The organism is Bacteroidota bacterium (assembly GCA_039821555.1).
Lineage (GTDB): Bacteria > Bacteroidota > Rhodothermia > Rhodothermales > Rubricoccaceae > JBCBEX01.
The window spans coordinates 1-12,266 of the sequence record JBCBNX010000011.1 but is presented as its reverse complement, the minus strand read 5'-3'; the positions used below and the strand labels follow the sequence as shown (position 1 = coordinate 12,266).

The following is a 12,266-nucleotide window of genomic DNA, read 5'->3' as shown; positions in this document are numbered from 1 at the left end:
CGCGGGATGGTTCTCGGTGCGTACCGTAAGACCCTGGGCGCTTGTCATGTCAGTGGCCACCCACTCCTCATCGTCCTTGCGGCTCGTCTCATGTTCGACTTCCTCCTTCTGCAGACCGATCCCTCCTGGCTCGACGGGCTCCGCGACTGGTTCTTCGGGCTCGGCGAGCAGTACGGCGTCAACCCGCTCGTCTTCGGCGCGATCTACGTCGGCGCGATCCCGTTCTTCACGCTCTCGGTGGCGTGGCTCGTGCGCAACGTCCGGCGCGGCAAGTCGCCCGTAGCCCCCGCGCTCGCCGCGACGTTCTTCTTCGTCTCGGCCTACCTCTACCTCATCGTCGCCGGGCAGAATGTGCCCGCGTGGGTCTACGCGGTCGTCGTAGGCCTCGTGGTGGTCGGTGGCTACTCGACCTTCAAGAGCGTGCGCGCCAAGGTCAAGGCCGCGATGGACGAGAAGGAGACCGCCTCCGAGGCAACCCCTGAGAAGACCTCGTTCCGAGCTGTCTGATGTCAATCCCGAGAAGCCGTAGCGTGTCGCTTCAATTTCCCGTTTTCGTCATCCCGGACTTGATTACGGCGTGAACCTGCGGTTTTGGGATCCACGCGATAGACTGTATGGATTTACTGCGTGAAGCTTCGCTTTCCGCTTTCGCGGGGATGACTCTGAAGTGCGTTTGCGCCACCCTATTCCCTGAACGGCGCAGCTCAGACCCTTGACCTGCGACCTCTGACCTACGACACCCCATGGCTTCCTACGACTACGACCTCATTGTTATTGGCGGCGGCGCGGCTGGGCTGACCGCCTCCGGCATCGCGGCCAACCTCGGCGCGAAGACGCTCATGATCGAGCGCCACCGGCTCGGCGGCGACTGCACCTGGACGGGCTGCGTGCCCAGCAAGACGCTCCTCAAGGCCGCCAAGGTCGCCCACGAGATGCGCACCGCGAGCAAGTACGGGCTGGTCGATGTAGAGCCGACGGTGGACCTCAAAAAGGTCATGGCGCACGTCCACCAGATCCGCGAGGACGTCTACGACGAGGCCGACGCGCCGGAGATCTACGAGGACATGGGTATCACCGTCCGCCACGGCGCAGCGCGGTTCACGGACGAGCACACGATCACGATTGAGGGCGGCGAGGGGCCGTCAACTGTCACAGGACGGCTGTTTGTCATCGCGGCAGGCGCGAGCGGCTGGGTACCGCCGGTGCCGGGGCTCGACCCTGGCGATGGGAGTGGGGTCCCCTACGTCACCAATGACACGCTCTTCGAGATGGAGCGGCTCCCCGAGCACCTCGCCATCGTCGGCGGCGGGCCCATCGGGACGGAGATGAGCCAGGCCTTCCGCTGGCTCGGCAGCCGCGTCACCGTCATCGACGGCACCAACCACATCCTCCAGAACGATGACCCCGACCTCGCGGCGATGCTGCAGTCCTATCTGGAAGAGCAGGGCGTCGAGTACGCCTTCGGGGCCAACGCCGACCGCGTGAGTCTGGAGGGCAGCACGATCCGCATCGAGGCGGGCGAGCGCGTCATCGAAGCTGACGCGCTCCTCATGGCAACGGGCCGCCGCGCCAACCTCGACGGGCTGGGCTTGGATGAGGCGGGCGTTGAATACACCCCGCGCGGCATCACCGTGGACGACCACTGCAAGACCAACCAGTCGCACATCTACGCCGTGGGCGACGTGACCGGGCGCTACCAGTTCACGCACATGAGCGAGCACATGGCGAAGGTGGCCGCCACCAACGCCGTGCTCAAGCTGCCGAGCAAGATCGATACGAAGCACGTGCCGTGGGTGACCTACACCGAGCCCGAACTCGCGCACGTGGGCGCGACGCAGAAGCACCTCGACGAGGCCGGCACGAACTACGACGTCTACCGCTTTCCCTACGACCGCGTGGACCGCGCCATCACCGACGGCGAGACGGTCGGCATGATCAAGGTGTTCGCCAAGAGCCTCACCGGCACGATCCTCGGCGCGACCGTCCTCGGGGCGCGTGCTGGCGAGCTGATCTGCGAGTACGCCGTGGCGATGAAGGGGGGCGTGTCCCTGCGCGAGATCGCCGACACGATCCACCCGTACCCGACCTACGGCCTCGGCGCGCGCCGGGCCGCCGACCAGTGGTACGCCCGCAAGCAGTCGAAGACGGTCACGCGCTTCGTGCAGACGCTCTTCGGCTACCGTGGCGAGGTGCAGGACGTGGACCCGGATCGGATCGTGTAGCGGGCGGCTCTGCGCTCAATAGACTTCGAATGTGTTTGACAGCTGCTGCTCAGCGGAAAGTGGGTCGCGCCCAACGGGGTGCTCCTGATCGGTGAGGCTTGCATAGATCTTCCATCGGAGTCGATACATACCCTCGATCTCCACGTCGAACGTGGGCAAAGCATTCTGCCCCGGGAGAAACGCAATCACGCGAAGCGTGTCGGCTCGCTCTCCACCACGAGGAATCACGTGCGGGGGATCCTGGCAGGTCTGAATCACAGCGTCGTAGGCGGCCTTCCATGTCCCGTCCACATACTTTTCCAGGACGGGCGGATGCGGACCGTTGCATCCCATGAGATAGAGGGGTGCGCCCGTGGGATTTTGTGCGACGAACGGTACATCGAACTTGATTCGCTCGTGACCATCTCGAAGGACCTGCGCATTGTAGCGCGTCCTGTCCGTTTCGAGCAGTCCACCCGGCTCGGAGACGAACGGCGAAACGTCCTCGGAGAGCGAGCAAGCAGCAAGGGCAATCGTGAACGACGAGATGAGGAAGAGGCGCGTCATGGACTGAGTCGAGTCGAATGGCTAAGGCAAACGCCGAAGACTGAAGTAAGCGGATCGAGGTGCGGTCTGCAAGGGGACCCGCGTGTCCTTGCGCAGCGTCGTTGTTTATCTCGCTCACTCACTTCACGCTCTATCGCCATGTCTCGTCCCTACGCCGTCGTCCTCTTTGGTGCGACCGGCTTCACCGGCAGCCTCGTCGCTGAGCACCTGGCGAGGCGCGTGCCGCAGGGCGTCGCGTGGGCCATCGCGGGGCGCAACCTCGACAAGCTGCGGCAGGTGCAGCGGCGGCTCGCAGACAGCGGGGTCGACACCGAGCGCATCGGGCTCGTCGTGGCCGACAGCAGCGATCCGGCGGCGCTGCGCGAGATGGCGCAGCAGGCGCGCGTCGTGGCGTCCACGGTCGGGCCGTTCGCCGAGGTCGGCGAGCCGCTCGTGCAGGCGTGCGTCCTGGCGGGCACCGACTACTGCGACATCACGGGCGAGCCCAACTTCTGGAAGCGCGCCATCGGGCACTACCACCGCCCGGCCCACGAGCAGGGCCTCAAGATTGTCCCGTGCTGCGGCTTCGACAGCGTACCCGCCGACCTCGGGGCGCACTTCGCCGTGCGCCAGCTTCCCACCGCGGGCGGCCCGATATCCGTGGACGGCTTCGTGACGATCAAGGGCAAGTTCTCCGGCGGGACGTGGGCGAGCGCGCTCCGCGCCATGGCCGAGGGCACGACCAGGGTGCCTGGCGGGCGCGATGCCGCCAACGTCGGCGCCGTCCGCCCGCTCTCGGCGACGAGGAACGCGACCCGCTCCGCGCCCTTCCGCGCCGAGGCGATGGACCGGTGGGCCTACCCGCTCCCGGTCATCGACCCGATGGTGGTGCGGCGCTCCGCGCAGTTCGTCGAGCACTACGGCGACGGGTTCGCTTATGCTCACTACGGCACGGCGCGCTCGCCGCTACAGGTCGGCGGGCTGATGGCCGGAGCCGCCGGAGCGTTCGCGCTGGCTCAACTCGGCCCGACGCGGCACTGGCTGATGTCGCTCAACCCGCAGGGCACGGGGCCCGACGCCGAGACGCGCGCCAACGCCTTCTTCCGCCTCACCTTCGTCGCCCGCCGCACGGGCGTCGATGGCACGCTGCACACGGTCCGGACGAAAGTCGAGGGTGGCGATCCGGGCTACACCGAGACATCGAAGATGCTCGGCGAGGCGGCCCTCGCGCTGGCCCTCGACCGCGACGCACTTCCTGACACCGCCGGGCTCCTCACGCCTGCCTCGGCGCTCGGCACGCCCTATCGCGAGCGGCTCCAGGCCGTCGGCCTGCGCTTTGAGCGGCTCGACGAGTAGCGGCTCCCGCGCGGCGATCCTAGGTGTTAGAAACGCAGAAGGCCGACCTCCCGTCGGGGAAGTCGGCCCTCTGATGTACTCCGTACGGGATTCGAACCCGTGTTACCGCCGTGAAAGGGCGGCGTCCTAAACCACTAGACGAACGGAGCAGGAACAGACGCCGAGGGCGCAAAGGGGGGACACCGGTGGGACTTGAACCCACGGCCTCCAGGGCCACAACCTGGCGCTCTAACCACCTGAGCTACGGCATCCGTATGTCAATGCTGACCTCACATACGTATGCAGCGGCCAGAGTTGACAAACATAGGGACATTCAGGCCCGCTCTCCAAATGGAGAACCCGTGAGGCCATGCCCATACGCGGGGCACCTACCGGATCACAGCGATCTTGCCGAAGCCCGTGCCCTCGTCGCCGAGGCCTGATGCGGCAACGAGGTAGACCCCGGAGGGCACAGCCTGCCCGTCGGCGTCGCGCCCGTCCCAGCGGACCGCCCCGCCACGGGTGTCGAGCGCGCGCACGAGCCGCCCATCGACGGTGAGGATGCGCACCCGCGTCTCGGCGACGAGCCCGCTGATGAGCACTCCGTCGGCATGCTGCGCGGGGCGATAGGGGTTGGGGGCCACGTCCAGGTCCCGGACGGTCGGGGCGGCCGCGAGCGCCTCGCCGCGGTAGCTGAGCACACCGCGGTCGGTCGCGAAGTAAACCGTGCCCGTCCGGGCGTCCACGTCCACCGCGATCACGTTGTCCGAGAACAGCGGCGAATCGGCCTCCGTGAAGCGCAACAGCACGTTCTCCCCGTCGCTGTCGATGAGCCACGCGCCGCTCGACGAGGCCAGCCACTTGTTGTTGGCCGGGTCCACGGCGATGTCGTTGATGAGGAGGTCGCGCAGGAAGAACGAGGTGCCGTCCTCGGTGCGCGCCCACTGGGGCTCGATCAGGCTGAGGTCGCCGCTGAAGGCCGAGCCTGGCGAGAAGATGGTGGCGAGGCCGCGACGCGTTCCCACCCAGATGCGCCCGTCGAGGTCTTCGGCAAGGGCCTCCACCTGGCCGTTGGGGAGTCCGATGCCGTTGGCGCCGCCCGGGCGCAGGAACGGCGCGCTGCCCTGCGGCAAGCTGGATCCTGGGGCATAGACGAAGATGCCCGACTCCGCCGTGAACACCCACTTCTGGTCAAACCGGTCGATGAGCACGCCTTCCACGATGTCGCGGGAGAGGACGTTCGACGGGAAGGGGAGGCCGGTCCACGCGCCTACGTCGTCACGGACGTGGAGCGGCTGCGACGAGGCCTGGTTGACCGCCCAGATCTGGCCGTCGCCGTCGAACGCGGCGTCTACCACCGGTACGAAGTCCGGGTTGGACAGGCCCGACAGGATCGACGAGTTCTCGGTGTCGAAGACGGTGACGGCGCCCTCGGGGTCGATGCGGACGAGTCCGTCGCTGGAGGACCCGCCCCAGAAGCCGCCGTCGCGGTCGGCGAGGGCGCTGAGCATGCTGCTCGTGGGCAGGCCCTCGGCTTCTGTGAAGACGCGCCACGTCCCATTGCCATCGCGCCGCGCGACCGTCGTTCGGTTGATCGTGCGGCGGGTGGCGAGCCATACCTCCCCATCGCGTCCCGCGTCGATGTCGTCGATCTGGTTCGAGCGTGGGCCGTCGGGCACCACGATCTGGTCCGGCATGATGTCGCCCGACGCGGTCTCCAGAGGCGGAAGGCGCAGTAGGCCATCTCGGAGGTCGCCTACCCAGATCTCGCTGTCCGCACCGAGGGCGAGGGTCGCCACCACATCCGCGAAGTCGTCAGTGGGGCCTCGAACGAAGAGGCGCTGGCTGGCCTGGCCCGGCTCGAACACCACCACCGAGAACGGGTCGACGCCGAGGAGCCGGGGGCCATCGGCGATGAGCGCTGTCACGGGCGAGCCCGTCAGGAAGAGCCGGGCCCAGGTGCCGTCCGTCCGTCGCTGTAGCACGTCTTGCGAGGTGCCTGCCATGACGTCGCCCTGGAAGACCGCCAAGGCCTCAGCGTCGCCGGGGCCGTTGGCTTCGAGTGTCCAGGCGCCCGGCTCCAGCAGGTTGGCCGACTGCGCCGCGCGCACGACGCCGCCCGCCGTCGCAGCCCAGAGGCCAGGCGTCCCGTCGGGCAGCGGGGCTTCGAGCACGTCGCGCACGACGACGCCGGCTTCGAGGGGCCCCAGCCTGACGTAGCTGTCGCGCACCTCCAGCCGGTCGGTGTCGAACACCACGATGCCGAATCCGGTGGCCGCGTAGACCACGCCCGCGCCCACGCGCAAGCGCTCGACCTGCCGCGCGCTAAACTGGTCGGTGCGCCGGATGTCGAAGAACGACTCCACGAGTCCGGTGGCTGGGTCGAGTCGGTCGAGGGCGCCGTCGCTGTAACCGATCCACAGCACCGAGGTCCCCGCGTCGTAGGCGATCGCCGTTGGGCTGATCGAAGCGAGGCCCTCGACGGTGGTGTAGCGCTCGATCTCGCCCGAGGCCGGGGTGTAGCCGAAGACGCCGCCGGAGGTGGCGGCCCACACGGTGGTCGGCGAGGCGGCGAGAGCCCGCACCTCGTTGAAGGCGGTCAAGGCCTGCCAGCGGCCTGCCGGAGCTGCACCCTCAGGCGTGTCTTGGGCCCAGGCGGGCAGCGCCAGCCCGAGGAGCAGCACAAATAGCGCAAAGCGTCGCATACGTTCAGAATCGATCAGCGGGGAGGCCTCCGAGGAGGCGAGGGCGAGCGAAAGAAACGTAGCGGACGGTCGAGGGGCGCGCAGAGCTGGTGTGTGAGGAGACGCTGTCGGGACGAAACCGGGCCGCAAGGTACAACACCGACCTGCCTGGCGCGAGCGACTGGAACGTGCCCTAGTCGGCCAATGCGGTCGGCCTAGGAGTCTAGTGGAAAGGCGCTATCCGATCTGCCGGAGGAGGTTGACCATCTCGATGGCCCCGGCGGCCGCCTCGGCGCCCTTGTTGCCCGCCTTCGTGCCCGCGCGTTCCCAGGCCTGCTCCAGGTTCTCGACGGTGATGACGCCGAAGAGCACGGGCACGCCCGTCGTCAGCGACGCCTGGGCAATGCCGCTGGCAACGCCGCCGGCCACGTAGTCGTAGTGCGAGGTCGCGCCGCGGATCACGGCGCCGACGCAGATCACGGCGTCGTAGTCGCCCGTGGCAGCGAGCCGCTGCGCGACGAGCGGCACCTCGAAGGCGCCGGGGCACCAGGCTACCGTCACGTCGTCGGCGTCCGCGCCGTGGCGGCGCAGCGCGTCGAGCGCGCCGTCGAGCAGGCGCTGCGTGATCGTTTCGTTGAAGCGGCTCGCCACGATGGCGAAGCGGGCATCGGTGGCGACGAGCGCGCCTTCGAGCATGGGCATGACAGACGGGGGAACCAGTAGATGGGACCCACAAAGTCCCTCCGGGCTCGCTGCCGCGTCAAGCCAAGATGGAAGAAAGACGCAGCCCCGAGCGCGCGAGCGCGCCCACGCTCAGTGCGCGCCGAGGAGGAGCAGCTCGCTGAGCGCGGTGTCCTCGTAGCGCGACCCTGGACACACGCTTCGCACTACGAGGTCGATCCGGTCGCCGCGGCGCACCTCGACGCCGTCCCACATCGCCTCCTGGAGCATCGCGGTGTCGCTGAGCGCGACGACCGTGACCTGGCGTCCGTTGACGCGCCCCTCCAGGTGCCGCACGCGGCCGTTGGCCGCCCACGTCTGCGCCGACTTGGCGTGGCCCGTGACCGCGCGCAGGTGGGGAGGGCGCAGCGCATAGCAGCAGAGGGCAGAGCGGGGGGAGTTGCCTGCAAGGCGCGAACCCGAACCGTCTCAGGTCACCGCTTCGACGGCCGCTGCTTCACGTCGCTCGGCACGCCCGGCGACACGCACGGGTGCCCGTCGAGGAAGAAGCGGTAGGGCAGGTCGATGCCGCGCGTGAGTCCGATGCGGCTCGACGTGGCAACGGCGTCGTCGTCGACCGGCGTGCCCGCCTCGAAGCAGAGCGGCGGGCGCGTGAGGTCGGTGCCGTGAAACGCCGCGTCGTCCACGCCGAGCGCCTGCGTGAGCTTGCCTGGCCCGTTGGCGAGGTCGCGCGTGCGGCGCACCGAGGCGGGTCGGTTGGCACGCATCGCCGCGAGGCCGTCGGCCGGTTCGAGGGCGCGGACGAGCACGGCTCCGGCGGTGCCTTCTGGCTCGGTGACCACGTTCAGGAGCCAGTTGGTGTAGTAGATCCGGTAGACATAGGCCGTCCCCGGCGGTGCGAAGAGGTCCGCGGCACGTCCCTGTGGCAGCACGACGCCGTCGGGACCGAACGTGGCCTTCCAGCCGTGCATCGCTGGGTCGTCGCGGAGGTACGCCTCGGTCTCCACGATGCGCCCGGCGATGCGCGTTCCGTCGGCGTGCGTGTGGACGAGCAGCCGCCCGAGCAGATCGCGTGCGACGACGAGTGCCGGGCGCGCGAAGAACGCGGGGGCGAGGGAGGGGCCAGGAGCGGGGGCGAACAGCGACGACATGGGCGGGGGCGGGTTTTCTGGTGCGGCGAGGTAACCCCACGGCGGTGCGCTCGTAGAGCACTCCCGTCCGTCGGCTCCGCGCCGGTTTCGTTTGACGCCACCCTGCCTGCCATGCTCCCGCGCCTCCTCGCTCCCCTGCTCCTGCTGCTCGTCGCTTTCCCCGCGACCGCCCAGAACGGCACCGTCTACCTCGACGAAACCTTCGACGCGAGCGCCATCGACGACCTCTTTGTTGACCTCTCCGCCGAGGACGTGATCGTGGAGGCCCTCGACGGGAGCGGCGAGGCGCGCGTGACGATCACCGGGCGCGGACGCGACGCCGACGAGGTCTTCGAGCGCAAGCGCTACAGCGCGGCCATGCAGGGCGACCGCCTAGTCGTGCGCAGCGACCCCGAGCGCCGGATGTTCAACTGGGGCAACTGGAACGCGAGCTTCACCGTCGTCGTCCGCGTGCCTGTCGACATCGACGCCACGGTCGACGTCTCCTCCGGCGACGTGCGCATCGACGAACTCTCCGGCGACCGCCTCGTCGTCGACCTCTCCTCGGGCGACGTGACGCTCGGCAGCATCACCGCCGACGAGATCGTGGTCGACTCCTCGTCCGGCGACCTCGACGCGGACCGCCTCGAAGCGGACGAGATCACCCTCGACTGCTCCTCGGGCGACTATACCATCCGCACGGCCATCGCGCGCTGGCTCAGCTTCGACGCCTCGTCGGGTGACCTCGAAATCCGCGACGGCGACATCGCCGAGTTCATCGGCGACACGTCCTCGGGCGACCTCGAAGTGGGCGGCATCCTCGGCAGCGCGAGCGTGGACCTGTCGTCCGGCTCGGCCGACCTCGGCATCGTGAAGGGGCGGCTCAACGGCAGCGCGTCGTCCGGCGACATCCGCGCCCGGCTCGACCTCAGCAGCGAGGCCGTCGTGGAGACGTCGAGCGGCTCGATTACGCTGGCTGCCCCCGCGGGCATGAACGCCGACGTACGCCTCGAAGGCGGCTCGATCCGCCTGGCGGAGGGCTTCGCGTTCAGCGGCGAGATCGAGCGCGACGAAGCGCGCGGGCGGCTCGGCAGCGGCGGCAACCGGCTCGTGGCATCGTCGAGCAGCGGCCGGGTGACGCTCCGCGCAGAGTAAGCGTCGCGACTCCGTGATGTGTGAGCGTGTGAAGGTGCGGACGTTCTGCTCGTCTGCACCTTCATGCGTTTACCCCTGTACGCCTTTGTGCCTTCACGTATGGAGCGCGGCGCGCAGGGCATCTGGCTCGTTAACGGGGGCCTGGCAGGCGAAGGCCTCGCACACGTAGGCGGCGGCGCGTTCGTTCACCGGCGTCATCGCCTCGGCGTAGGGTGCGAGCGCCGCGACAGCCGCCGCATCGTCCGTGGGACGTAGCACCGTGACCGTGTTCGGCGCGAACGCCTGCGCTGCGGCGCGCACCAAGGCCTGCGTGTCGGCCGCATCGGGGTCCCCGGCGATCACGACTTCGTGTGCATCGCCGAGGAGCCAATCGAGGGCGCTCATCAGGAACGTGTGGGCGACGGGGGCCTGGGCGACGTCGGCGTGCGCCTGCGCGACGCGGGCGGCCGCGGCTTCGAGGTCGGTGTGCCCTGTGAGGCGGGCGAGGCGGAGACCGTTGAGCATCGCGACGCTGTTGCCCGAGGGCGCGGCACCGTCGTAGAACTCCTTGACGCGCGTGATGAGGTGCTCGCTGCCCGCCGCCGTGAAGAAGTAGCCGCCGTGCTCGGCGTCCCCGAACCGCGCCTCCATCTCGGCGTGGAGGTCGAGCGCGGCGCGGAGCCAGCTCGGGTCGAACGTCGCCTGGTAGAGGTCGGTGAGGCCGAAGACGAGGAAGGCGTAGTCGTCGAGGTGCGCGGCGATGCCCGCGTCGGGCGGGGCGGTGGTGCCGTCAGGCAGCGCAATGGCGTCGTGCCAGCGGTGCAGGAGCCCCTCAGCGGTACGAAGCTCAGCGAGCACGAAGGCAGCGGCGCGGGCGGCGGCCTCGGCATAGGCAGGGCGGTCGAAGGCGCGGGCGGCGCGGGCGAGCGCGGCGATCATGAGCCCGTTCCAGTCGGTGAGCACCTTCTCATCGCGCAGCGGGCGCTTGCGCGTCGCGTTCCGGTGCGCGAGGAGCGTCGCCCGGATCGCGGCGAGGCGCGCGGCGATGTCGGCCTCCGTTGTCTCGAAGTCGGTGGCGAGCGTGTCGAGGGCGCGGGCGGTGTGGAGCACGTTGGCGCCGGTCTTCCGCTGCGTGGCCTCGTCCTCGAAGTTGCCGTCGGGCTCCGTCCCGAAGGCGACCTTCGCGAGGGCGGCCTCGTCGCCCAGCAGCGCGTCGAGTTCAGGGTCGGTCCAGACGTAGAACGCGCCCTCCTCCATGTGGCCGTCGGGGTGCTCGGAGTCGGCGTCCTCGGCGGAGAAGAACGCGCCGCGCGGGTGCGTGAGGTCGCGCAGCACATAGGTGAAGACCGACTCGGCGGTCTCGCGTAACAGCGCGTCGCCCCCGTCCGGCCCGCCCGTCGCTTGCCAGGCCTCGGTGTAGGCCATCGCCAGGAGCGCCTGGTCGTAGAGCATCTTCTCGAAGTGCGGGAGCAGCCAGCGGCGGTCGGTGGAGTAGCGGTGGAAGCCGCCGCCGAGGAGGTCGTGGATCCCGCCGTGGCGCATCGCGCGGAGCGTGTGGGTGACACGCTGGAGGGCGTCGGCATCGCCTGTTCGCGTCCAGTGCCGGAGCAAGAACAGCAGGTGGTGCGGCGTCGGGAACTTGGGGGCCGCGCCGAAGCCGCCGAACGCGGGGTCGAAGCGCTGGGCGAGCTGCTGGGCGGTGCGGTCGAGCACGCTCACGTCGAGCCGGGTGTCGGTGGCCTCGGTCTGGAGGGCGGCGCGCACCTGCGCGGTGATCTCGGCGGCGGCGTTGCGCGCTCGCTCGGGGGCCTGCTGCCAGAGCGCCTGTACGCGCGGCACCCAGTCCAGGAGGCCGAGGCGCTGTCCGCGCGTGTGCTTCGGGATGTAGGTCGCGGCGAAGAACGGCTGGCGCTCGGGCGTGAGCAGGAGCGTGAGCGGCCAGCCGCCGTGGCCCGTCATCGCCTGGCAGACGGCCATGTAGACCTGGTCCACGTCGGGCCGCTCCTCGCGGTCCACCTTCACGCACACGAACGCATCGTTGAGCAGCGCGGCGACCTCGGCGTCCTCGAACGACTCGTGGGCCATCACGTGGCACCAGTGGCACGTTGCGTAGCCGATGGAGAGGAAGACGGGCTTGCGCTGCCGGTGCGCGAGCGCGAAGGCGTCGTCGCCCCACGGGTGCCAGTCCACGGGGTTGTCGGCGTGCTGGCGGAGGTAGGGGCTGGACGCGGTGGCGAGACGGTTGGGCACGAGCGGGGCACGGCGTACGAAAGGGAGAATGCCGCATCAACCGTCACGCGGTCTCCGGGGTTCATATGACTCGATGAGCAAGGGGACGACGACGCGGGCGCGCTCGAGGGAACGGCCGGGTGTACGCAGGACACCTTTGTGACCATCGCGGGTCTGGAAGGGAGCACACTACGGGTGCGGGTGCGCGCTCGCATCGGAGGCACCGACCGCGCCTACACCTGGGACGACGTGGCGCTGCGTCACGTCGTCACTGGGGCGGCCACGACGCGCGGCGTGGTGGCGCGCGCCGGCTTCTTCGCCACGAT

Annotated in this window: 10 protein-coding genes and 2 tRNA genes; 4 read left to right on the top strand and 8 right to left on the bottom strand. The window is 69.3% G+C overall.

Annotated elements, in window-relative coordinates; genetic code table 11:
• Nucleotides 1-90 precede the first annotated feature (90 nt).
• Nucleotides 91-507 (top strand): hypothetical protein, encoded by a 417-nt coding sequence (locus AAFU51_12635; protein ID MEO1572104.1) that lies wholly within the window; start codon nt 91-93, stop codon nt 505-507.
• Nucleotides 508-743: 236 nt separating this feature from the next.
• Nucleotides 744-2,222, top strand: coding sequence for an FAD-dependent oxidoreductase (locus AAFU51_12630; GenBank protein MEO1572103.1), 1,479 nt, complete (start codon nt 744-746; stop codon nt 2,220-2,222).
• 15 nt (nt 2,223-2,237) lie between these two features.
• Here AAFU51_12630 and AAFU51_12625 read toward each other — a convergent pair whose 3' ends face one another.
• Nucleotides 2,238-2,768 carry a hypothetical protein gene (locus tag AAFU51_12625; protein ID MEO1572102.1) on the bottom strand — a complete coding sequence of 177 codons (531 nt, stop codon included), beginning with the start codon at nt 2,766-2,768 and terminating at the stop codon, nt 2,238-2,240.
• Between the two features lie 138 nt (nt 2,769-2,906).
• Here AAFU51_12625 and AAFU51_12620 point away from each other — a divergent pair, with 138 nt between their 5' ends.
• Complete coding sequence (locus tag AAFU51_12620) at nt 2,907-4,103, top strand: saccharopine dehydrogenase NADP-binding domain-containing protein (protein MEO1572101.1); 1,197 nt, start codon at nt 2,907-2,909, stop codon at nt 4,101-4,103.
• Between the two features lie 76 nt (nt 4,104-4,179).
• Here the strand turns inward: AAFU51_12620 and AAFU51_12615 are convergent.
• From AAFU51_12615 to AAFU51_12590, 6 genes are all read right to left on the bottom strand, one after another.
• Nucleotides 4,180-4,252 (bottom strand) — tRNA-Glu (locus AAFU51_12615).
• Between the two features lie 27 nt (nt 4,253-4,279).
• Nucleotides 4,280-4,355 (bottom strand) — tRNA-His (locus AAFU51_12610).
• Nucleotides 4,356-4,471: 116 nt separating this feature from the next.
• A complete protein-coding gene (locus AAFU51_12605; protein MEO1572100.1) occupies nt 4,472-6,787 on the bottom strand; it encodes a two-component regulator propeller domain-containing protein in 2,316 nt (771 codons plus the stop codon).
• Nucleotides 6,788-7,003: 216 nt separating this feature from the next.
• Entirely contained in the window at nt 7,004-7,468 is a 465-nt protein-coding gene (gene ribE, locus AAFU51_12600; protein ID MEO1572099.1) for a 6,7-dimethyl-8-ribityllumazine synthase, read from the bottom strand.
• Between the two features lie 111 nt (nt 7,469-7,579).
• On the bottom strand, nt 7,580-7,783 hold the full coding sequence (locus AAFU51_12595) for a hypothetical protein (GenBank protein MEO1572098.1): 204 nt from the start codon (nt 7,781-7,783) through the stop codon (nt 7,580-7,582).
• Nucleotides 7,784-7,920: 137 nt separating this feature from the next.
• Complete coding sequence (locus AAFU51_12590; GenBank protein ID MEO1572097.1) at nt 7,921-8,598, bottom strand: DNA-3-methyladenine glycosylase; 678 nt, start codon at nt 8,596-8,598, stop codon at nt 7,921-7,923.
• A 111-nt stretch (nt 8,599-8,709) separates the two neighbouring features.
• On the opposite strand from AAFU51_12590, the gene AAFU51_12585 reads away from it, so the two are divergent.
• Nucleotides 8,710-9,732, top strand: coding sequence for a DUF4097 family beta strand repeat-containing protein (locus AAFU51_12585; GenBank protein MEO1572096.1), 1,023 nt, complete (start codon nt 8,710-8,712; stop codon nt 9,730-9,732).
• Nucleotides 9,733-9,825: 93 nt separating this feature from the next.
• Here AAFU51_12585 and AAFU51_12580 read toward each other — a convergent pair whose 3' ends face one another.
• A complete protein-coding gene (locus AAFU51_12580; GenBank protein ID MEO1572095.1) occupies nt 9,826-11,961 on the bottom strand; it encodes a thioredoxin domain-containing protein in 2,136 nt (711 codons plus the stop codon).
• Nucleotides 11,962-12,266: the final 305 nt, after the last annotated feature.

What these genes read in the sequence shown, in the direction of transcription:
- AAFU51_12630 (MEO1572103.1), top strand. Translation starts at nt 744, where the DNA reads ATGGCTTCCTACGACTACGACCTCATTGTTATTGGCGGCGGCGCGGCT.
- ribE (MEO1572099.1), bottom strand. Translation starts at nt 7,468, where the DNA reads ATGCCCATGCTCGAAGGCGCGCTCGTCGCCACCGATGCCCGCTTCGCC.
- AAFU51_12590 (MEO1572097.1), bottom strand. Translation starts at nt 8,598, where the DNA reads ATGTCGTCGCTGTTCGCCCCCGCTCCTGGCCCCTCCCTCGCCCCCGCG.
- AAFU51_12620 (MEO1572101.1), top strand. Translation starts at nt 2,907, where the DNA reads ATGTCTCGTCCCTACGCCGTCGTCCTCTTTGGTGCGACCGGCTTCACC.
- AAFU51_12585 (MEO1572096.1), top strand. Translation starts at nt 8,710, where the DNA reads ATGCTCCCGCGCCTCCTCGCTCCCCTGCTCCTGCTGCTCGTCGCTTTC.
- AAFU51_12635 (MEO1572104.1), top strand. Translation starts at nt 91, where the DNA reads ATGTTCGACTTCCTCCTTCTGCAGACCGATCCCTCCTGGCTCGACGGG.
- AAFU51_12605 (MEO1572100.1), bottom strand. Translation starts at nt 6,787, where the DNA reads ATGCGACGCTTTGCGCTATTTGTGCTGCTCCTCGGGCTGGCGCTGCCC.
- AAFU51_12625 (MEO1572102.1), bottom strand. Translation starts at nt 2,768, where the DNA reads ATGACGCGCCTCTTCCTCATCTCGTCGTTCACGATTGCCCTTGCTGCT.